Source organism: Clostridium sp. (assembly GCF_047777555.1).
Lineage (GTDB): Bacteria > Bacillota > Clostridia > Clostridiales > Clostridiaceae > Clostridium_H.
The window spans coordinates 20,798-41,211 of the sequence record NZ_JBKEEV010000012.1 but is presented as its reverse complement, the minus strand read 5'-3'; the positions used below and the strand labels follow the sequence as shown (position 1 = coordinate 41,211).

At 31.3% G+C, this 20,414-nt stretch carries 23 protein-coding genes and 1 riboswitch; of the genes, 16 read left to right on the top strand and 7 right to left on the bottom strand.

Annotated elements, in window-relative coordinates:
* A partial coding sequence (locus ACFWTK_RS12625) for a polysaccharide deacetylase family protein (RefSeq protein ID WP_415876321.1) occupies positions 1-584 on the bottom strand: 584 nt, incomplete at its 3' end.
* Between the two features lie 271 nt (positions 585-855).
* On the opposite strand from ACFWTK_RS12625, the gene speD reads away from it, so the two are divergent.
* Together speD and ACFWTK_RS12615 are read left to right on the top strand one after the other, a co-directional pair.
* On the top strand, positions 856-1,641 hold the full coding sequence (gene speD / locus ACFWTK_RS12620; protein WP_415876325.1) for an adenosylmethionine decarboxylase: 786 nt from the start codon (positions 856-858) through the stop codon (positions 1,639-1,641).
* A gap of 235 nt (positions 1,642-1,876) precedes the next feature.
* Complete coding sequence (locus ACFWTK_RS12615; RefSeq protein ID WP_415876320.1) at positions 1,877-2,215, top strand: hypothetical protein; 339 nt, start codon at positions 1,877-1,879, stop codon at positions 2,213-2,215.
* A 69-nt stretch (positions 2,216-2,284) separates the two neighbouring features.
* On the opposite strand, the gene ACFWTK_RS12610 is transcribed toward ACFWTK_RS12615, so the two are convergent.
* On the bottom strand, positions 2,285-2,770 hold the full coding sequence (locus ACFWTK_RS12610; protein ID WP_415876319.1) for a DUF3189 family protein: 486 nt from the start codon (positions 2,768-2,770) through the stop codon (positions 2,285-2,287).
* Positions 2,771-2,965: 195 nt separating this feature from the next.
* Complete coding sequence (locus ACFWTK_RS12605; RefSeq protein WP_415876318.1) at positions 2,966-3,736, bottom strand: cell wall hydrolase; 771 nt, start codon at positions 3,734-3,736, stop codon at positions 2,966-2,968.
* Position 3,737: 1 nt separating this feature from the next.
* A riboswitch (cyclic di-AMP (ydaO/yuaA leader) is annotated at positions 3,738-3,864 on the bottom strand.
* 327 nt (positions 3,865-4,191) lie between these two features.
* On the opposite strand from ACFWTK_RS12605, the gene ACFWTK_RS12600 reads away from it, so the two are divergent.
* The 6 genes from ACFWTK_RS12600 (at position 4,192) to ACFWTK_RS12575 (ending at position 10,159) form a co-directional block, all read left to right on the top strand.
* On the top strand, positions 4,192-4,677 hold the full coding sequence (locus ACFWTK_RS12600; RefSeq protein ID WP_415876317.1) for a DUF1097 domain-containing protein: 486 nt from the start codon (positions 4,192-4,194) through the stop codon (positions 4,675-4,677).
* Between the two features lie 296 nt (positions 4,678-4,973).
* On the top strand, positions 4,974-6,008 hold the full coding sequence (locus ACFWTK_RS12595; protein ID WP_415876316.1) for a LacI family DNA-binding transcriptional regulator: 1,035 nt from the start codon (positions 4,974-4,976) through the stop codon (positions 6,006-6,008).
* 46 nt (positions 6,009-6,054) lie between these two features.
* Complete coding sequence (deoC, locus tag ACFWTK_RS12590; RefSeq protein ID WP_415876324.1) at positions 6,055-6,708, top strand: deoxyribose-phosphate aldolase; 654 nt, start codon at positions 6,055-6,057, stop codon at positions 6,706-6,708.
* Between the two features lie 86 nt (positions 6,709-6,794).
* Positions 6,795-7,970, top strand: coding sequence for a phosphopentomutase (locus ACFWTK_RS12585; protein ID WP_415876315.1), 1,176 nt, complete (start codon positions 6,795-6,797; stop codon positions 7,968-7,970).
* Between the two features lie 24 nt (positions 7,971-7,994).
* Positions 7,995-8,813, top strand: coding sequence for a purine-nucleoside phosphorylase (locus ACFWTK_RS12580; protein ID WP_415876314.1), 819 nt, complete (start codon positions 7,995-7,997; stop codon positions 8,811-8,813).
* 20 nt (positions 8,814-8,833) lie between these two features.
* On the top strand, positions 8,834-10,159 hold the full coding sequence (locus tag ACFWTK_RS12575; protein ID WP_415876313.1) for a pyrimidine-nucleoside phosphorylase: 1,326 nt from the start codon (positions 8,834-8,836) through the stop codon (positions 10,157-10,159).
* A 111-nt stretch (positions 10,160-10,270) separates the two neighbouring features.
* Here the strand turns inward: ACFWTK_RS12575 and ACFWTK_RS12570 are convergent, their stop codons facing one another.
* Together ACFWTK_RS12570 and trxB are read right to left on the bottom strand one after the other, a co-directional pair.
* Positions 10,271-10,507, bottom strand: a complete 237-nt coding sequence (locus ACFWTK_RS12570) for a glutaredoxin family protein (RefSeq protein WP_415876312.1) — start codon at positions 10,505-10,507, stop codon at positions 10,271-10,273.
* A gap of 2 nt (positions 10,508-10,509) precedes the next feature.
* A complete protein-coding gene (gene trxB / locus ACFWTK_RS12565; RefSeq protein ID WP_415876311.1) occupies positions 10,510-11,445 on the bottom strand; it encodes a thioredoxin-disulfide reductase in 936 nt (311 codons plus the stop codon).
* A gap of 301 nt (positions 11,446-11,746) precedes the next feature.
* Between trxB and ACFWTK_RS12560 the strand changes: the two genes are divergently transcribed.
* From ACFWTK_RS12560 to ACFWTK_RS12540, 5 genes are all read left to right on the top strand, one after another.
* On the top strand, positions 11,747-12,019 hold the full coding sequence (locus ACFWTK_RS12560; RefSeq protein ID WP_415876310.1) for a hypothetical protein: 273 nt from the start codon (positions 11,747-11,749) through the stop codon (positions 12,017-12,019).
* A gap of 149 nt (positions 12,020-12,168) precedes the next feature.
* A complete protein-coding gene (locus tag ACFWTK_RS12555) occupies positions 12,169-13,140 on the top strand; it encodes a YceG family protein (RefSeq protein WP_415876309.1) in 972 nt (323 codons plus the stop codon).
* A 202-nt stretch (positions 13,141-13,342) separates the two neighbouring features.
* The gene (gene mnmA / locus ACFWTK_RS12550) at positions 13,343-14,467 is read left to right on the top strand and encodes a tRNA 2-thiouridine(34) synthase MnmA (RefSeq protein WP_415876308.1); all 1,125 of its coding nucleotides are present in this window, start codon (positions 13,343-13,345) and stop codon (positions 14,465-14,467) included.
* A gap of 108 nt (positions 14,468-14,575) precedes the next feature.
* Complete coding sequence (locus ACFWTK_RS12545) at positions 14,576-15,043, top strand: hypothetical protein (protein ID WP_106023917.1); 468 nt, start codon at positions 14,576-14,578, stop codon at positions 15,041-15,043.
* A 111-nt stretch (positions 15,044-15,154) separates the two neighbouring features.
* Positions 15,155-16,051 (top strand): HD domain-containing protein, encoded by an 897-nt coding sequence (locus tag ACFWTK_RS12540; protein ID WP_415876307.1) that lies wholly within the window; start codon positions 15,155-15,157, stop codon positions 16,049-16,051.
* A gap of 160 nt (positions 16,052-16,211) precedes the next feature.
* Here ACFWTK_RS12540 and ACFWTK_RS12535 read toward each other — a convergent pair whose 3' ends face one another.
* Together ACFWTK_RS12535 and ACFWTK_RS12530 are read right to left on the bottom strand one after the other, a co-directional pair.
* Positions 16,212-16,571 carry a DUF2935 domain-containing protein gene (locus ACFWTK_RS12535; protein ID WP_415876323.1) on the bottom strand — a complete coding sequence of 120 codons (360 nt, stop codon included), beginning with the start codon at positions 16,569-16,571 and terminating at the stop codon, positions 16,212-16,214.
* Positions 16,572-16,689: 118 nt separating this feature from the next.
* A complete protein-coding gene (locus ACFWTK_RS12530; protein WP_415876306.1) occupies positions 16,690-17,016 on the bottom strand; it encodes a DUF2935 domain-containing protein in 327 nt (108 codons plus the stop codon).
* Positions 17,017-17,136: 120 nt separating this feature from the next.
* Here ACFWTK_RS12530 and ACFWTK_RS12525 point away from each other — a divergent pair, with 120 nt between their 5' ends.
* The 3 genes from ACFWTK_RS12525 to ACFWTK_RS12515 all read left to right on the top strand — a co-directional run bounded on the left by ACFWTK_RS12525 (position 17,137) and on the right by ACFWTK_RS12515 (position 20,385).
* Positions 17,137-18,357, top strand: a complete 1,221-nt coding sequence (locus ACFWTK_RS12525) for an HlyC/CorC family transporter (RefSeq protein WP_415876322.1) — start codon at positions 17,137-17,139, stop codon at positions 18,355-18,357.
* A gap of 207 nt (positions 18,358-18,564) precedes the next feature.
* Positions 18,565-19,824, top strand: a complete 1,260-nt coding sequence (locus tag ACFWTK_RS12520; RefSeq protein ID WP_415876305.1) for an HlyC/CorC family transporter — start codon at positions 18,565-18,567, stop codon at positions 19,822-19,824.
* A 147-nt stretch (positions 19,825-19,971) separates the two neighbouring features.
* Positions 19,972-20,385, top strand: a complete 414-nt coding sequence (locus ACFWTK_RS12515) for a hemerythrin domain-containing protein (RefSeq protein WP_415876304.1) — start codon at positions 19,972-19,974, stop codon at positions 20,383-20,385.
* The last annotated feature ends 29 nt before the right edge of the window (positions 20,386-20,414 follow it).

Here is a 20,414-nt window from a genome sequence, read left to right as displayed (position 1 = left end):
TACTGCAATGAGCGTTCACTGTATTTACCCATAGGAGGTCTAAAATATTTAGGCATATTTTTGTTGGTTAAAGCTTCAAAAGCTTCCTCTACATCAGATAATTCTTTATTAAATTTATCTTGATCTGTTATGGATGCCATAGAAGGGTGATGGTTGCTGTGATTGCAGACTAAATGCCCTTCATCTACCATCCTTTTGACAAGGTCTGGATTAGAATCAATATAAGGTTTTACAACAAAGAATGCTGCCTTTACATTGTGTTTTTTTAAAACATCTAAAATAGGAGCAGTATAGCCATTTTCATAACCTTCATCAAAGGTTAAATATAATTCTTTCTTTGATGTATCACCTAAATAATAAGTATCATACTTTGAAATAAAGTGTGCAGTTTCTGGTGGAGCCTGAGGCGGTTCACCATTTTTAATGTGCTTAAAATACCAGTTGTATTCTTTAGTACTTAATTCAGAGGTTGAGACAGGCGCAGTATTATTTGAATAATAAGGCCTGCTGCCACCTATAACAGTAGTCCATACATTGCTTATGATAAGCAAACAAACTAGGGTATTTCTTAAAATTTTCACCATAACTTAGGGTCACCTCTCTTTTGTACAATTTTAAAATATTAAGAAATAATCATAATTATTATGTGCAAGCTAGATAAATAAATAAGCGAAAAATAAGATTTATACTTATGTTTTTCACACTAATGAAAATACTAATAAAAATCCAAAGATTACATTGGACATAGACAAAAAAATGTATTATATTATTTTATAGCTAATTATATTGTGAAGAAAAAATAAAAAAATATATTGGAAAAGGGGAGTAAAGTTGGCAGAAGTTGGTGGAAAGAAAATGAAATTATATGGTTTTAATAATCTTACAAAATCCTTGAGTTTTAATATTTATGACATCTGTTATACTAAAACGGAAGAAGATAGGAAAAAATATATAGAATATATAGATGAGCAATATAATTCCGAAAGACTTACAAAAATTTTAACAGATGTTACCAATATAATAGGGGCTAATGTGCTGAATATAGCTAAGCAAGATTACGATCCCCAAGGTGCTAGCGTAACTTTATTGATTTCTGAAGAAGAAGTTCCTTTATATGTTCTTGATCCATCTTGCAATAGAGGAATTTTAACTCCAACTCGTGAAAATATAGTAGGGCATCTGGATAAAAGTCATGTTACGGTCCATACTTATCCAGAAAGTCATCCGCAAAATAATATAGCTACTTTTAGAGTGGACATAGATGTTGCAACTTGTGGAGAAATTTCTCCTATAAAGGCTTTAAATTATTTAATTGGAAGTTTCGACTCTGATATAATAACTATAGATTATAGGGTTAGAGGCTTTACAAGGGATGTAGATGGATATAAGCATTTTATAGATCATAAGATTAGTTCTATACAAGACTTCATAGATAATGAAACTTTAAAAAAGTATAATTTAATAGATATGAACATTATACAGAGCAATCTATTTCACACTAAGATGAAAGTAAAGGATTTAGACTTAAATAACTATTTATTTGAAATTAAAGAAGAGAATCTAACAAAAGAAGAAAAAGAAGATATCATTAAACAATTAGAACAAGAAATGACAGAGATATTTTATGGAATTAATATATAAGTGTAAAGCAAATTAAAGCCTGTAAGAACAAAATGTAGTTTTTTACAGGCTTTAATAATTATACTTTACAATAATATAAAAATAAGGTAGAATACTAATATTCTGTAGTGGTTTATATAATAGTCCATTTTAAGCAATTAGTGTAGCATATTCATTTGACGCATTTTAGTAAAAAGTATATAATCTTTAACAGAGAGATATATAATTAGTTAAAAATTATAAGGAGGAGAATTATATGGGTAAATATAAAGTAGGAGACGAATTAATCATAATAGAAAATGAAGACGACGATATAAGAAAACTTAAAGAAATGACAGAATTAAAGTTGAATAAGGATAATTATTCAAAATTAAGCTTAGGAGTAAAAGTGCTTGGAGTAGAGTACGACAAACCTAATGTAACATTAACTTATAGAAACATAAAAGGAGATACAAAGAAAGTTTTTGCGGTTTGTAGAGATATACAAAATTTTGACGAAGAAAAGGTTTTAGAAAAAGCTTTATTAAAGGCTTTCCAAGAAGAAATAATAAATTTGAATGTTACTAAAAATCAAGGTATAGAATTAAAATATTAATGTAATTTTTAAATGGCTATTAGCAAAATGCTGATAGCCATTTAAATTGGAATAAAACATGCTAGATTTTTAATGATTATTGAGAGAAGGGTTAATACCATTTTTAATATCAAATTTAACTTCTTTCACTATGTTTATAAGATTCTGGTAAGTTTTTAAAGTTCCATATGTTACAATAGGACGGCCGAACTTAACTAAATGGAGTCTTCGTGAGCTAAGCCCGCCTATTTTCATCCAAATATTCACTGCAGGCTGTGTGCTGACTAAGTATAAATCATTGCTGTTACCAATAATTTCACTATACATATCTCTAAGAGCAGGCACAACTAAATTTGCCTTATATTGAACGCTGATAGTATAAACCTTAGAACCAAACTCATCATCTCCAATGTATATAAGATGTCCTACATCTTTCTTTGTTATTTTATCGAAGGTAGGCAAGGAAAGCAATTCACTTTTATCAGGTATTCTATCTATAGGCAATTTATTTACATGAATATTAGCAGCAGTAGCACTAGAATGAGAGCCTCCCACATCATGATAAATCACCATCATAAAGATCACCTTCTTATAAAATTTTTACATATCCCTATTTGTATTTAGTCTTTCATTATTTTCTATGAAATATCCCAATTGAAAAAAGAAATCGCTAGCTCTAAAATCCTAGCCATTAAGATATGATTCAAACAAATAGATAATGACTATGGATCAGATACTAGCGATTAATGTTTTTAAAGGGTGATTATTGAGTTATTGAGCAAACACCATTTTGTCATAACGAGCTAAAATAGGTTTAGACCAGAGCCACTTATTTGTAGCGCTGTCATCAAAGTAGAATAATGCACCATTTGATGGGTCACTTCCATTAAGGGCTTCTAATGCAGCTTTTTTATCTTCTTCTCTTGCAGGTTTATTAATAGAGCCATTTTTAACTGGAGTGAATTGATAATAACCGTTAATTTTTTGATAAATTACTGACTTTATATCGTTAGGAAATTCTTTGCTCTGAACTCTGTTTACCACTACAGCAGCAACTGCAACTTTTGCTTTATAAGGTTGGTTCTCAGCTTCAGATCTTACCAATCTTGCTAAAAGATCTAAATCAGCAGAAGTATAAGGAATTACGCTCTTTTTAGCAGAAGTAGTTTGTGCAGTTGTTGTTTTGCCTCCAGGTATCATAAGCTTTTGTCCTGGATAAATAGTGCTTGTCCATTTATGATTTGCTCTTCTTAAAGAATAAAGAGATATTCCGTGTTTTTTTGCGATTGTACTTAAACAATCTCCAGACTTTACTGTATAGTAAGGCGCTGGAACATTCAATGTTTGTCCAGAATATATTGTGTCACTCTTTAAATTATTATCTTTCTTTAATTGATTAACAGATGTGTTAAATAGCAAACTAAGTTTAAATAAAGAGTCGTTAGGTATAACCTTGTAAGTAGCAGCTTGTACTGGATTAACTAATAATAAGGACATTGAAAACGTTAGCAAAAGCGTTTTTATCTTTTTTGATTTTAACATATTACATACCTCCTAGTGCCTCCGAGGTTAGTTGACGGGTTCGGGTTGAGGTCACCCTACTCAAAAATGAGATTCACCCCTAAAAAAGGTCCCCCGTACTCATAATAGAGATTCGGCATATTTTTATCAATTTCATGTTTTATTCTAACAAAAAGTTATACAGTGTATCTATATAAAATTGACGGAAATTGTACCAAATTAATCCGAAAATAAAGTTTTCATTATGAATAATTGAGAAATAAACAGCTTCATTAAAAAGTCTTTGCCATGCTCTGTCTACTTAGGGAAAAAGTTTTTATTGATTTATTCGAAGAAATAACTTATATTAATTATATCCTAACAAGTTAATTATTTTATTGCTGTTAAATTTATCCCTGTGTATTTCTAATTTAAGAATATGCATAGGGATTATTTTTTGTCGAAGACTATATTTATACAAGCGAGGAGGATAAATTATGAGAAAGATAATTGCTGTTGCTGTTAGCAGTACTGTTATTGCAGTTATTTGGACATTCGGAAGTTATTTACTAGGATTAAGCACTGTTGCAGGATTCCTAGCATGGTCTAGTTTTTTTGCAGCAGGTGGAGAAATAGAAGGAGTAAAGAAAGCACTCATAGCCAATTTATCTGGCATATTTTGGGGAATGTTATCTGGAAATCTATCTATCATGTTAAAACCATATATAGGAGAAATAAATGCATTTACTTTAGGAAATGGATTAGGTACAGCAGCTATATGCCTTCAATCAAAAATAGGATTAATATCTTTTATACTAGCAGGATTTATAGGATGGTCTGCACTAATTGCTTCAGGTATGAATTTTAAAATAACTGCTATTTCTATGATATGCGGTTCTTTTTTAGGTCTTGCTTCAGAAAAGCTTACTGATTTAATTTTAATTTTTATGAATAATAAAAATTCAGAAATTCATGAAAATTAAATAAAATAGCCTTAAATAACAATTCTACTTATATAAAGTTTAAAATAAAGTTATAAATAACTATTGAAAATTTTTTGGTAATAATATATAGTAAAAATGAAACCGATAACACAGGCGTTGTAAATTCAATACATATACAATTAGATAATGGCAATAAATTGAAATTATAAATAGTCTAGACAATATGGCTTAATATATAGAATATAGAAATTTCCTCGGAAATTTCGTTAAAATTATAAAGTTATTAATTTACATATATATGAAAGCGGTTACTTAACTGGTTAGGAGGAATTAAAGTGGCTGTTACTATAAGTGATATTGCTAGGGAAGCTGGGGTATCTCAAGCTACAGTATCTAGAGTGCTGAACAACTCAGGATATGTGAAAGAAGAAACTAGAAAAAAAGTTTTGAAGGTAATTGAACGCTTAGATTATACTCCAAGCGCTATAGCAAGAAGTTTATCAACTAATAGGACAAATACTATAGGGGTAGTAGTTCCTGATATAAACAATCCTTTCTTTGGAGAAGTTATAAAAGGAATAAGTGAGGTTGCAGATAAACATGAATTAAATATAATTCTATGTGATACAGACGAAAGCATACAAAAGGAATCAAAAGCCCTTAAGGCTCTAAAAGAGCAAAGGATTCAAGGAGTTATAATAACTCCAAGCTTAGCAGAAGGTAAAGCTAATAGTGAATATTTAAACGCGCTTAAAAACATAGGTATACCTGTAGTACTTGTAGATGGTCACGTTAGGTATTCTAATTTTAGTGGAGTATTTGCTGATAATATTAAAGGTGCTTTTGATGGTACAGAGGCACTTATAAAAAATGGACATAGAAAGATAGCAATAATAACTGGACACATGAACAGTAGACCATCACAAGATAGACTTTTAGGATATAAGAAAGCTTTAGCTGCAAATAATATACCTGTAGAAGATAAATACATTTTTATTGGGGATTATAAGCAAAGTGGAGGATATAATATCACAAAAAAGATATTGAAAATGAAAGACAGGCCAACGGCTATTTTTGTTAGCAGCAATATGATGACTTTAGGATGTGTTCAAGCTCTTATGGAGGAAAATGTTAGAATTCCTGAAGATATGGCTGTCATTGGATTCGATAATGTTGAAATATTAAATATTGCAGGGCTGAATATTAGCTATATTAATGGTCCTAATAAAGAAATGGGTAAAAGAGGCATGGAACTACTTTTAAGCATTTTAAACAATGAAGATAATGGTGAGACAAAAACCATAATTCTTTCAACAGAGCTTATATTGAATGGCTCAGAGAAAAAACCATCTTCCACTAATAAAAGTTAATGAAGTTGTAGAAAATAAATTTATTATAAATAAGGAGAAGATAAACATGACATTAGCAAAATATATTGATCACACATTATTAAAACCAGAGGCAACAGAAAGCCAAATCATAAAGGTTTGTGAAGAAGCTAAGGAATACAACTTTGCTTCAGTATGTGTAAATGCATATTATGCTAAGCTAGTAAGTGAGCAGTTAAGAGGGACAGATATAAAAACTTGTGTAGTTGTAGGATTTCCACTAGGAGCTACAACAAAGGAAGTAAAGGCTTTTGAGGCAAAGCAAGCTGTTGAAAATGGTGCACAAGAAGTAGATATGGTTATAAATGTTGGTGCATTAAAAGATAAAAAATATGATGTTGTCAAAGATGATATAAAGGCAGTAGTTGAAGCTGCAAAAGGAAAGGCTTTAGTAAAGGTTATTATTGAAACTTGTTTATTAACTAAAGAGGAAAAAGTAAAGGCTTGTGAATTATCAAAGGAAGCAGGAGCAGATTTTGTTAAAACATCAACTGGGTTCTCAACTGGTGGAGCAAATGCAGAAGATGTAAAACTAATGAGAGAAACAGTAGGCACTGATATGGGAGTTAAGGCATCAGGTGGAATAAGAACTACAGAAGATGCAGAAGCAGTTATAAAGGCTGGAGCAAGCAGAATTGGTGCCAGTGCATCTATTGCAATAGTTAAAGGTGAAAAGGCATAGAAAAAGGATATTAAAATAGCAAGTGAAAGGACTAAGTTATTAGTTAAAAAGCTTGATTAATTATAAATTAGGAGGTGTTGCATAAAATGATAGATAGAGTCATATGGATAGTGCTTGACAGCGTAGGCATGGGAGCATTACCCGATGCAGAAAAGTACGGTGATGTTGGAGCTAATACTATTGGAAATATTTCAAAGGCTTTAGGAGGATTAAATATTCCTAATATGGAGAGATTAGGCCTTGGAAACATAGATGGTATAGTTGGAGTTAACAAGACAGATAGACCAACTGGATGTTATGGACGTTTTGGAGAAATGTCTAATGGAAAAGATACTACTACCGGTCATTGGGAAATGGTAGGTATATATTCTGAGCAGGCATTCCCAACATATCCTAATGGATTTCCAAAAGAAATAATTGATACTTTTGAAAAGGCAGTTGGAAGAAAGGTAATAGGAAATAAGCCAGCTTCAGGAACAGTTATAATAGAGGAACTTGGAGAAGAACATATAAAAACAGGAGATCTTATTGTATATACTTCAGCTGATAGTGTATTCCAAATTGCTGCTCATGAAGATGTTGTTCCATTAAAAGAACTTTATAGCATATGTGAAAAGGCTAGAAATATTCTAGTGGGAGAACATGCTGTAGCACGTGTTATTGCAAGACCATTTATAGGAGAAAAGGGAAACTTCACAAGAACTCCAAATAGAAGAGATTTTTCTTTAGTTCCACCATATAATACAGTTCTAGATAATTTAAAGAGCAGCAATTTAAATGTTATGGCTGTAGGAAAGATAGAAGATATATTCTCTGGAAAAGGAATTACAGAAGCTGTTCATACCAAAGATAACATGGATGGAGTAGATAAAACATTAGATTATATGAAAGAAGATAAAAAAGGACTTATCTTTACTAACCTTGTAGATTTTGATATGAAATGGGGACATCGTAATGATGTTAAAGCATATGGAAAAGGTTTAGAAGATTTTGATGCAAGACTTCCAGAAATACTATCTGCAATGAAAGATACAGATATATTGTTTATCACTGCAGATCACGGCTGTGACCCTACAACCCCAGGAACAGATCATACAAGAGAGTATGTTCCATTCCTAGCTTATGGAAAGCCACTTAAAGAAAATGTAAACTTAGGAACAAGAAATAGTTTTGCAGATATGGGTCAGACTGTAGCAGAAATATTCAATGTTGAAAAGATAAGCTATGGAGAAAGCTTCCTTAAGGAAATCCTTAATGACTAGTATCTAATGAAGGGGGATTACAAAATGGAGTTACAAGATAAGATAAAAGAAGCAGCTGATTATATATTAAACAAGACTGAAACGAGACCAGAAATAGCTCTAATATTAGGTTCAGGACTTGGAGATTTGGCAGATGAAATAGAAAATGCGGAATACTTTGATTATAGTGATATTCCTCATTTTCCAGTTTCAACTGTTCAAGGACACGCAGGAAGGTTAGTTATAGGTACTTTAGAAGGTAAAAAAGTTGTAGCAATGCAGGGACGTTTCCATTACTATGAAGGATACAAAATGGAAGAGGTAACTTTCCCAGTAAGGGTTATGAAGCTTCTAGGAGTAGAAAAACTTATAGTTACAAATGCAGCAGGAGCTGTAAATACAAGCTATAATCCTGGAGATTTAATGCTTATAAAAGATCACTTGAATTTGATAGGGAATAACCCTTTAATAGGTAGAAATTTAGATGAGTTTGGTACCCGTTTTCCAGATATGTCAAATGCATATGACAAAGAGCTAAGAGATAGAGTAAAGGAAATAGCAAAATCTATAAATGTAGAACTTAAAGAAGGAGTTTATGCTGCTATGAGCGGTCCAACTTATGAAACACCTGCTGAGATTAGAATGGTGCGTGTTTTAGGAGGAGATGCAGTAGGTATGTCAACAGTACCTGAAGTAATAATAGCAGTTCATAGCGGAATAAAAGTAGTAGGAGTTTCATGTATGACAAATATGGCTGCAGGAATTTTAGAGCAACCTTTAAATCACAGAGAAGTTATGGAGACTTCAGCAAGAGTTAAAGAAAAATTTACCAAGCTCATGAAAAAAGTTATAAAAGAAATTTAAAATATAGGGGGTAAGCCGCTGTGAGAATGTATGACATAATTATGAAAAAAAGAAATGGTGGGGAGCTTACAACAGAAGAAATAAACTTCTTTATAGAAGGATATACAAAAGGTACAATACCAGACTATCAAGTGTCAGCTCTTATGATGGCTATATATTTTCAAAAGATGAATAAAAGAGAAACTGCTGACTTAACAAAAGCTATGGTAAACAGTGGTGAGACTGTAGACTTATCAACAATTAAAGGAATAAAGGTTGATAAACACAGTACAGGTGGAGTTGGTGATACAACAACTTTAATACTTGGACCTATGGTTGCAGCAGCTGGTGTTCCCGTAGCTAAGATGTCAGGAAGAGGACTTGGTCATACTGGCGGAACCATTGATAAACTTGAATCATTTGAAGGCTTTTCTGTAGAAATGCCAATTGAGAAGTTTGTAAAAAATGTAAATGAGAGGAATATTGCTATAGGAGGACAGACAGCAAACCTTGCTCCAGCTGATAAAAAGCTTTATGCTCTACGTGATGTTACAGCAACAGTAGATAATATGTCATTGATTGCTGGAAGTATTATGAGCAAGAAAATAGCCTCTGGTGCAGATGCTATTGTGCTTGATGTAAAGACTGGAAGCGGTGCCTTTATGAAAACTGAGGATGATTCTTTTGAACTTGCAAAAGAAATGGTTGATATAGGAACACATGTAGGTAGAAATACAATTGGTGTAGTAACTGATATGGATCAGCCGCTTGGGTTTGCTGTAGGTAATGCTTTAGAAGTCAAAGAAGCTATTGATACATTAAAAGGAGAAGGTCCAGAAGATCTTACTGAGCTTTGCCTAACTTTGGGATCTTATATGCTTGTTTTAGGCGAAAAAGCAAAAAATCCTGATGAGGCAAGAGAAATTCTTAAGGACATTATAAAATCAGGAAAAGGTCTTGCAAAATTAAAAGAATTAGTTGAAGCTCAAGGAGGAAATGCAGCAGCTGTGGATGATCCATCCTTATTACCAGGTGCAAGCATAATAAAGACAGTTGCTGCTCCTAAAGATGGATATGTAAAGAGCATAAAAGCAGATGATGTAGGAATAGCTGCTCTTGTGCTAGGTGCTGGCCGCGAAACTAAGGAAAGTAAAATAGATTTAGGTGTAGGAGTTGTCATCCATAAAAAGATTGGAGATTTTGTGAAGAAGGGTGAAGCTATAGCAACTATATATGCTAATGACGATAAAAAAAGAAAATTATCTGAAGAGATATTATTAAAAGCTTACACTATAGTAGATGAGAAGGTAGAACCTAAAAAATTAATAAAGGGCATTGTAACAAAGGACGGAATAACAAAATTTTAATGAAAAATAATTAAATTATAAGCAGTGGATTTTTATTTTTTAAATATATCCACTGCTTAAATTATTTTTGATATTTTATTCTAAATTTGTTATTATCTAAGGCTTATAAATTTAATGTTTGCAAGTTGTAAGAGCCTCATCTATAGCATTCTTGTCAAAACCAAGGACTACATTTCCGCAGATATCAAGGACTGGTACTCCAGACTGACCAGAGAGTTTAAACATTTCTTCTCTTCCTTTTAAATCACTGGCAACATTTATATCTTCAAAAGGTATATTTTTAGATTCTAGATAAGATTTTGCCTTCTTACACCATGGACATGTTGGAGTTGAATATATCTTTATCATAATTAATCCTCCTTTTTTGTAATAAATCTTTCAGCCATTAGAGCTGCAATTGTACCATCTGCTGTGGCTGTAGTTATTTGCCTAAACATCTTATCTCTTACATCTCCAGCAGCATATACACCTTTTATATTAGTTCTCATTTTTTCATCAGTTAATATATATCCCCACTCATTCAAAGATATAGCATCTTTAAACAAATCAGTTGCAGGTATCCTGCCTATAAACACAAAGACCCCATCTGTTTTTATTTCAGACATTTCCTTGGTTTGTATATTTTCTATAGATACAGATTCTAATTTATTTTCTCCTATAGCATGGCGAACTTCGCTGTTCCATATAATCTTTACTTTTGGATTGTTTAATACTGCATCTTGATTGGTTTTGTTTCCTTGAAAATAATCAAATTGATGAACCACTGTAATACTTTTAGCATATTTAGCTAAAAATATTATTCCTTCGAGAGCTGAATTTCCACCTCCAACAGCTACAACATCTTTTCCTTCATACATTGCTGCATCGCATAGTTCACAATAGTGAATTCCATTGCCGTGAAACTTTTCTTCTTCTGGAATAGGAAGTTTTCTAGGCTCAGAACCTGTGGCAATTATAACTGCTTTAGGCTTATATATCTTATTTTCGGTTTCTATTACTTTTTCATCATCAGAAAGCTTAACAGATATAATAGGATCAAATTCTTCTATTTTTCCTCCAAGCTTTACTGCATGGTCACGCATTTTTTCAGCTAGTTCTGCTCCTCCTATTGTGGTAAATCCTGGAAAATTTTCTATAGTATAAGTTCCAATAATTTGACCGCCGATAACTTCATTTTCTAATACTATGCTGTTTAACTTTGCTCTTGTTGCATATATGGAAGCAGTCAATCCAGCTGGACCAGAACCTATAATAACCAAGTCCAATTCTTCTATTTGTTTGCTCATATTTAACACCAACTTCCCTTTTCAGTCCTTAGGTTCAAACATGTAAACAAAATTTCAATTACTATTCAATTTTATAATAACTCAAATATAACTTAATAATACTCTGATATTAAAGTATTGAAAGGTAAAAATTGCAGAACAGGGACAGGATACAAATTTTTATAATTAAAAACTGTGTGTTGTCCTATTCTGCTTGTTCATAAAAAAATCAAATCAACAAATACTATAAAAAGTAAAAAACAAAAAATAAAATGGTAAACAAAACCAATGGCAAAAAATAATAAGGAAAAGAGGAATTTTGATGATAAAGATTGAAGATGTAAGAGCTGTTATAAATGAAATAGATTGTCCAGAAGATAAGCTGAAAGAAAAATTAATTGCAGCTTATGATGGTTACCAATATAATGGAGAGACAGAAGTAATAGTATCTAGAGATGAGTCCTTAGATAGTGATGAATTGCAGGCATATAGAACATATATAAATAAAGAAGGTTCCCCTGCTATTGTAGCTATGGTAAGACAAGGACTAGACCACTACGTTACAACAGTAGAAGAAGCTTACATTTTAAAATAAACCAGCAAAATATCTTGCTGGTTTTCTAATATTATTGTAAAGTAATATTAGTTAAGTTTATCACGAATATGAATAAACTAGTATAAGGGATTATTAAACTTTGTATATATAGTGCTTAAGCAATAATTAGAAAGGCGGATGATAATTTAATGTCCAACTTTAATAAAGAAGAAACTCAAGAGATAAAAAGGACAGAAACTGAAGCTTTTAAGATAAGTGAAGAACTAATGGAGACGCTGCATAATGAATCAACAGGGTGTTATCTTCCGTGGCAATTTGCAAATCATAAAGTCCATTCAGATACGTTAAAGACAACCTATGATGAAGTAATTTTATGGGGAAAACAAGAGGCAATGATAAGGCCTGGATGGCAAGCAAAGGGAAGAGATGTAGTTATACCTAATATATTTGCAAAGGTAAGTGGAGTTCATCGTGATATAAAATTATATAGAGAGCAAATATCTGCTTTAATAAACGAAGAAAATACATTATTTTTTAAAAAGTTTCCTTTGTATAAACAAAGACTTCCTAAAGACGTTAATAAGATTTATTCAAAGATGCTAAAAGAAAATGGAGAAATTGATAAAGAAAAGTTATTAACATCAGAGTATTGGAGATACAAAAGGCTTAATTCAGCTCTTCAAGAATCTATGGCAGATAAAATCATAGAGTTTTGCAAAATATCTTCTTTTTGGAAGTATAAAACTTATAAGGTGAACTTAAGACTCTCTTTAATTAATAGAATAATTGAGTTCTTTTTTAATTTAATAGACAATAAAGGATCAAGAGATGAAAAGTTGATGAAAATATCTATCTTTGCAGTACTGACCAATCTAGACGAGGAGCTTTTAAATCTTCTGCAAAATTTTGATTATCCATTAAAGGTCCCTAAAATTATCATTTATAATAGTAATAAAAGAAGAAATCTTACCTTTGCTGATGCCGTTACGCTTATGTTCATGAATTCCATGGGAGTAGATATTATAATATTTAATCCAGGCGGCACTAGTGACATTGAAAATTATGTTAAGGAAGATTTTTATGATATTCATAGATTAGAAGAAATTCATCCTAATTTGCCTTACAGAAGGAATATCATTTATAGATTAGGCTGGAAATAGATTACAAGAAGTACATTTTACACGAAAGATTAGTTATAGCAATATAGGACCAGTGACTTGCTGGTCTTTTAAATTTTACTGAGAATGGGTATATTAGAAATTGATTGTATTAGAAAAATAGTATTATAATAGATTAGTAACTTATAAATAAGAATAAAGTTAAATAAGAATAAAGTTTGCGTAAGAAAGGCTGTTGATATACATGATCAAAGAACCAAAGGATATAAAAGTAATTGTTGGAATGTCAGGTGGAGTAGATTCATCAGTAACTGCACTCTTACTTAAAGAGCAGGGTTACAATGTTATAGGAGTATTCATGAAGAATTGGGACGAAGAAGATGAAGATGGAAATTGCACAGCTACAGAGGACTATGAAGACGTGGTTATGGTATGTAACCAAATAGGAATTCCTTATTACAGTGTAAACTTTACAAAAGAATACTGGGACAGAGTTTTCACCTACTTTTTAGATGAATATAAGAGAGGAAGAACTCCAAACCCAGATGTAATGTGCAACAAGGAAATAAAGTTCAAGGCATTTTTAGATTATGCACTAAAAGCTGGAGCAGATTATATAGCCACAGGTCACTATGCACAAGTGGACTATAAAGATGGAGAATATAAATTGATAAAAGGAGTTGACAAAGGAAAGGACCAAACTTACTTTTTGTGTATGCTCGGACAAAAAGAGCTTTCTAAAACTATGTTTCCAATAGGTAACATAAACAAAAAGGAAGTAAGACAAATAGCTGAAAGAGCTGGACTTGAAACCGCTAAAAAGAAGGATAGTACAGGTATTTGCTTTATAGGAGAGAGAAATTTTAATGAATTTTTGAGTCATTATTTACCGGCTAAACAAGGTGAAATAAGAACTTTGGATGGAAAAGTTATAGGAAAACATGATGGACTTATGTACTATACTTTGGGACAGCGAAGAGGACTAGGAATTGGAGGTATAGGTACAGGAGAGCCTTGGTTTGTTGCGGATAAGGATTTGGAGAAAAATATTCTTTATGTAGTACAAGGCGAAAAACATCCAGCACTTTATTCTTACGGCTTGGAGGCTTCACAAGTTCATTGGGTAAGCGAAAAAGATAAACCTAGGACTTTCAAATGCAGTGCAAAGTTTAGATATAGACAAAAGGATCAAGGAGTAACAGTTATAGTAAATGATAAGGATAAATGTACAGTAGTTTTCGATGAACCTCAAAAAGCTGTAACTCCAGGGCAGGCTGTGGTCTTTTATGATGGAGAAGAATGCTTAGGTGGAGGTATTATTGATTATATATTTAAAGATGAAAACACGTTAAAAAATAAATTAAGTTAAATTAAGATTCATTAAAATTAGTGGACTTAAATTGTTCAAAAACCCCATGCATTTGCATGAGGTTTTTGAATAACTTAGGTTTTCTAATGGGGAGTGAAACAGAGAATCATGAAAAGTAAAATATTAATAATATTAGGTGCTTTATGTATGTTGATTGCTGTAGTTATTTTTGTTAGCAAAAATAACCATATCATAGGAAATAACAAAACAACCTATGGAAAAATATATTATGACAATAATAAGGTGAACTATGAGGGAGAAATGAAAAACGGAAAGCCTAATGGAAAAGGTAAGATATACTTAGAAAATGGGAAGCTCTACTATGATGGTGAAGTTAAGGATGGAAAGCCTAATGGAAAGGGTAAATCTTATTATGAAAATGGAAAATTAAATTATGATGGTGAATGGAAAGACGGATTATATCATGGAAAAGGTATCATATACTATGAGGACGGAAAGATAAATTATGAGGGCGAACTTGAAAACGGAAATGCAAATGGAAAAGGAAAGTATTATAATGCTAGTGGAGAGTTAGAGCTTGAAGGAACATTTAAACATAATGAACTTATAGAATAATAGAACAAGTTTAAAGTTTAATATAAGGATAAAAGCTGTATTTAGTGAAAAAATAAGTATATGTTACGGTATGAATAGACTTATAATAATTTTCAACAGGAGGATTAATACATGAAGACTATTTTTACTAAAGATGTAAATAGAGATGCAGTTTTAGAAACAAGTTTTATGATAATGAAAAAGGTTGGTACAGACGGAGATAATCTTATAGCATTTATAGGAGATAAGACTGGAGATTTAAAAGCATCCATATTAGATAGAGAAAGAATACTAGAAGTAGGAGATGTAATTTGGGTTAAAGGAGTATTTGAAAACCTACTGATAGTAAAAGAATTTAGAAAAGAAGAAAAATATGATATAGAAGATTATCTTCCATGTGTAAAAAGACCTATAGATGATATTATGAATGAATTAGAAACAATATCTAAGGAAGAATTTAAAAGTAAAGAAACAATAGCTTTAAATGATTACTTCTTTAAAAATAAGGATTTTGTTGAGGAGTTTAAAAAGGGCATAGGAGGCCTAAGGCAGCATCACAATTATAGAGGAGGACTTGCAGAACATACATTAAATGTAACTTATATGGCAAAAGTAATGGCATATAGATATGACTGCAGATATAAAGAAATCGCAATTCTTGCAGCAAAGCTTCATGATATTGGAAAGATAGAAGAGTACTATTCTGATGGTCCTTTTTCAGTAAAAATGCGCGGTGAGATGGAAGGTCATATAGTCATAGGAATGAGTATGATAGAAGAAGCCTTCAAAGCAGGAGGAGATATATACAGCGATGATTTCAAACATAGACTTAGAGGATGTATAGTTCAGCATCATGGAAAACCAGAGTTTGGTTCTCCAAAAGCACCTAACACAGAGGAAGCCTTTATAGTTCATTATGCTGACTATGTAGATGCAACCATGAATAAGGTAGCTTCAGTTAAAGAAATTACAGCACCAGATACTTGGTCTGAATATGATAGAAGAATTGGAACTAGATTGTATATATAGAAATTAAAAAGTATATATAGAAATTAAAAAGTATATATAGAAATTAAAAAAACCATCTATACTAATAAAAAAACTCTCCATGTTAGAATTAATATTTTTCAATAATGGAGAGTTTTATTTATAAATACTACCAGTATAAATATGATTTCTTCATTAAGTTCTATTCATTTCTTTCTTTAGCAGGGTCGCATTTAGGCTGAGTAACATCGGAAACTTGGGAAAGCTTAGTTAAATAGTAACACTCTTCTCTATACATATGATCTATTAAAAGAGGAGCAATAGTTCCAAGAACTTCTTTGCTTCTAATCAATGCTTCTAACTCTTTCAAAAAGCCATTAAATAAGGTCATTTCTTTTTCTACATCCATATTCAGCTTATTAAGAGCAGGAAAATCCATAACACCAGTTCTCATATATCCATATAGTTCAGCAGCACGTATATGCATACTGTCAAAAGTTTCAGCAAATCTATTACTTATTTCTTTTAGAGATTTTTCAATCTTATCTAAATTATCATTGATAGCTCCAGCATGGCCAGCTGCATCAGGAAGCCACAGAAGATGATGATAAATAGGGTTTACAGAATATATCTGTTCCTGTGTTATAAAGCTGAGAACACGTAAATATTCCTCAACTTCATTAACTATGATTTATAAAGGTAGGCGGAAGTTCTATTTTTATGTTTCCTGTTATAAGCTCTTTAATTATTTGAAGTTTAAAGGATCTGATATTCTGTGCAGCTTCAAGAGATTTTTCTGTAAGCTCTATTATAGATTGACTGGACAGATTTTTTCTAGCCTCATTAAGAAGATCATCAAATAAAACAATAAAGCCCTTAGCTGTTTCTATTTTTTCTTTTTCCTCTGGAGATAGAGCATTTAAAATAAAACGAGAATGGTCTCCAAGAACTTGAAGCCAAAACCTGTGTTCAAGGAGCAGGGCATTTTCGGGAATCAAAAACTTCAAATTTAATCCTCCTTTAATATAAATACAGTTTATTATATTAATAAATGGATAAAATATGATAAAGAATGTGGTTACTAAAAGGCACTGGAGGTGTATTATATTTTGAATTCAAATACTCTAATGAAATTAGTGGTCTTAATAATTCTTATAGCTTTATCGGCTTTTTTTTCAGCTTCAGAAACCGCTTTAACATCTTTGAGTAAGATAAGAATAAGACAAATGGTAGATGAAAATGTTAGTAGAGCAAAAATTATAGAAAAGCTAATAGAAGATCCAGGAAGAATGCTAAGTTCTATACTTGTAGGAAACAATGTAGTAAATATAGGTTCCTCTGCTTTAGCTACATCTATTGCTATAAGTCAATTTGGACAGAAAGGTGTAGGAATTGCTACAGGAATAATGACCATATTGGTATTGATCTTTGGAGAAATAACTCCTAAGTCTTTAGCAACAAGAAATCCAGAAAAAGTATCTTTAGGAGTAGCAAAGTATATACACTTTCTTACAATAATATTGAGTCCAATTGCCATAGTGTTCACTAACATAACAAATATGATTTTAAAATTATTCGGCATTAAAATTGATAAAGTGAAACATTTTATAACTGAAGAAGAGTTAAAAACTATGCTTGACGTAAGCCATGAAGAAGGAGTACTGGAAAGTGAAGAGAGGAATATGATCAATAATGTATTTGAATTTGGAGACTCTCAAGTGAAAGATGTGATGGTTCCTAGAACAGATATGGTTGCAATAGAAGTAACTTCAACTTATGATGAAATAATAAATACATTTAAAGAAGAACAATTTTCAAGAATACCAGTATACAAAGAAAGCATTGATGACATTATAGGCATATTACATGTAAAAAATTTAGCTTTTGTAGATAGAGATGGTTTTGACATATACAAAGTTATGAGGGAACCATATTTTACATATGAATTCAAAAAAACCGCAGAATTATTTGATGAAATGAGAAAGAACAGAGAATCTTTAACTATAGTGTTAGATGAATACGGCGGAACTGCAGGTATAGTTACTATGGAAGATTTAGTTGAAGAAATAGTAGGTGAGATTGAAGACGAATATGATGAAGATGATATTGGAATACAGGTAATAAAAGAAGATGAATACATAATTGATGGAAACATTAAAATAGATTTAGTAAATGAGATGATAGGAACACACATAGAATCAGAAGACTTTGATTCTATTGGCGGCTTTGTTATAGGAGAAATGGGAAGATTTCCAGAGAAAGGGGAAGTTCTAGAACGGGATAATATAAAATTTATAATAGAAGATATAGATAAAAATAGAATAAAAAAGATGAAAGTATTGACATGAAAAAGGAATTTCTATGAAAAGAGTTCCTTTTTTAATTGCAATGAAAAACTATTTAAGAAAGAATATAGCAACAAGCTGCTAAACTACATAATTATAAACTATGGAGAAGAACAATTATGAATATATATTAATTTAATCTTAGTTTATAATTATTAGGATTTTATGATATAATTAATCTAAAATAAAAAATATAGGAGTGTGTTTTCATTGGATTCAGACAGTACGTGGCAGTTAATTACATTGGTTATCCTTTTATGTTCATCTGCTTTCTTTTCGGCATCAGAAACTGCATTGATGTCATTGAGTAAAATAAGGATAAGACATATGGTAGATGAAAAAGTTAAAGGAGCTCAAGTAGTAAGCAAATTAGTAGAAAATCCAGGTAAACTACTAAGTGCTATTCTTATAGGAAATAACGTAGTAAATATTGGAGCATCAGCTCTAGCAACTTCAATTGCAATAAAGCATTTTGGAGAAAAAGGAGTAGGTATTGCTACAGCAATGATGACTATTCTAGTATTAATTTTTGGAGAAATAACTCCAAAGTCTATTGCGGCTAGAAATTCTGAAAATATTTCTCTAAAGGTTGCAGGATTAATCAATATAATTACAATCATATTAAATCCTATCACCATTATATTTAACTACTTGACCAATGGAATTGTTAAATTGCTTGGCGGCAAGGTAGAAATGGGCAAGCCATATATAACAGAAGAAGAACTAAAAACCATAGTTGATGTGAGTCATGAAGAAGGAGTACTAGAAGTTGAAGAAAAGCAAATGATATACAATGTCTTTGAGTTTGGAGACTCTCAAGTTAAAGATGTTATGGTTCCAAGGACCGATATGATAGCAATTGAGGTAAGCTCAACTTATGAAGAAATTATAGATGTATTCAAAAGAGAACAGTTTTCAAGATTACCTGTTTATAAAGAAACTACAGACAATATTATTGGTATTTTACACGTTAAAAGTTTAGCTTTCTTTGATATCTCGAAGGAAAAGTTTGATATAAATAAATATATGATAGAGCCTTACTTTACTTATGAATATAAGCCAACTACAGAGTTATTTGATGAAATGAGAAAAAATAGAGTTGCTATGACTGTGGTCTTAGATGAATATGGTGGTACTGCAGGAATTGTCACCATGGAAGACTTAGTTGAAGAAATAGTTGGAGATATAGAAGATGAGTACGATAAGGATGAGCATAACGAAATCGAAGTTATAAAAGAGGATGAGTATATAGTTGATGGAAGTACTAAAATAGAACTTGTTAATGAAATGATTGGAACAAGCATAGAATCAGAAGACTTTGACTCTATAGGAGGCTATGTAATAGGAGAAATAGGGGGATTCCCTAAAAAAGGTGAAACAATAGAGTGTGGCAATATCAAGTTTATAATAGAAGATATAGATAAGAATAGAATTAAAAAATTAAAAATTTTAACTTTAAATGGAGTGTAAAAAGGGCGAAAGCCCTTTTTATTTTAACTAAAATTTTGTCCTGCAAAATTCTTATAGATGGTAACCTATGTTACATATATTTTCCTATCATAGTAGTATTATGTACACATAGATAAATTGAGAATTTATCAGATTGGAGGACAAGAGATGGGAAATATATTAAACTTAAAAAGACAGCATGTTGAAATTAGAGAATTAGTTAATTCTATAAATAGCCTTATAAATCGCAATAATATTGAAAATGATGCTGGTGAAATAGCAAAAAACATAAATATTTTATCAGGAAAAGTAAGAATTCACTTAGATTCAGAGGACAAGTTTTTATATCCAGACCTATTGAAAGAAGGTAACGAAAGGGTAAAAAATATAGCAGCTGCTTATACTAATGAAATGGGAAATATAGCTTTGGTATTCAATGATTATAAGAATAAATTTAATACTAAAACCAAAATATTAAGTGATATAGATGGATTTAAGAAAGAAACTTATAAAGTACTTAAAGTGCTATCAAATAGACTCGAAAAGGAAGATAAAGAATTGTACCCACTAATATCAGATTAGAAATAAATTATGACAATTCTTAATATTGA

Excerpts from the sequence above, each read along its gene's own strand:
- speD (WP_415876325.1), top strand. The coding sequence starts at position 856 with ATGAAATTATATGGTTTTAATAATCTTACAAAATCCTTGAGTTTTAAT.
- ACFWTK_RS12615 (WP_415876320.1), top strand. The coding sequence starts at position 1,877 with ATGGGTAAATATAAAGTAGGAGACGAATTAATCATAATAGAAAATGAA.
- ACFWTK_RS12610 (WP_415876319.1), bottom strand. The coding sequence starts at position 2,770 with ATGATGGTGATTTATCATGATGTGGGAGGCTCTCATTCTAGTGCTACT.
- ACFWTK_RS12605 (WP_415876318.1), bottom strand. The coding sequence starts at position 3,736 with ATGTTAAAATCAAAAAAGATAAAAACGCTTTTGCTAACGTTTTCAATG.
- ACFWTK_RS12600 (WP_415876317.1), top strand. The coding sequence starts at position 4,192 with ATGAGAAAGATAATTGCTGTTGCTGTTAGCAGTACTGTTATTGCAGTT.
- deoC (WP_415876324.1), top strand. The coding sequence starts at position 6,055 with ATGACATTAGCAAAATATATTGATCACACATTATTAAAACCAGAGGCA.
- ACFWTK_RS12585 (WP_415876315.1), top strand. The coding sequence starts at position 6,795 with ATGATAGATAGAGTCATATGGATAGTGCTTGACAGCGTAGGCATGGGA.
- ACFWTK_RS12580 (WP_415876314.1), top strand. The coding sequence starts at position 7,995 with ATGGAGTTACAAGATAAGATAAAAGAAGCAGCTGATTATATATTAAAC.
- ACFWTK_RS12570 (WP_415876312.1), bottom strand. The coding sequence starts at position 10,507 with ATGATAAAGATATATTCAACTCCAACATGTCCATGGTGTAAGAAGGCA.
- trxB (WP_415876311.1), bottom strand. The coding sequence starts at position 11,445 with ATGAGCAAACAAATAGAAGAATTGGACTTGGTTATTATAGGTTCTGGT.
- ACFWTK_RS12560 (WP_415876310.1), top strand. The coding sequence starts at position 11,747 with ATGATAAAGATTGAAGATGTAAGAGCTGTTATAAATGAAATAGATTGT.
- ACFWTK_RS12555 (WP_415876309.1), top strand. The coding sequence starts at position 12,169 with ATGTCCAACTTTAATAAAGAAGAAACTCAAGAGATAAAAAGGACAGAA.
- mnmA (WP_415876308.1), top strand. The coding sequence starts at position 13,343 with ATGATCAAAGAACCAAAGGATATAAAAGTAATTGTTGGAATGTCAGGT.
- ACFWTK_RS12545 (WP_106023917.1), top strand. The coding sequence starts at position 14,576 with ATGAAAAGTAAAATATTAATAATATTAGGTGCTTTATGTATGTTGATT.
- ACFWTK_RS12540 (WP_415876307.1), top strand. The coding sequence starts at position 15,155 with ATGAAGACTATTTTTACTAAAGATGTAAATAGAGATGCAGTTTTAGAA.
- ACFWTK_RS12525 (WP_415876322.1), top strand. The coding sequence starts at position 17,137 with ATGAAATTAGTGGTCTTAATAATTCTTATAGCTTTATCGGCTTTTTTT.
- ACFWTK_RS12515 (WP_415876304.1), top strand. The coding sequence starts at position 19,972 with ATGGGAAATATATTAAACTTAAAAAGACAGCATGTTGAAATTAGAGAA.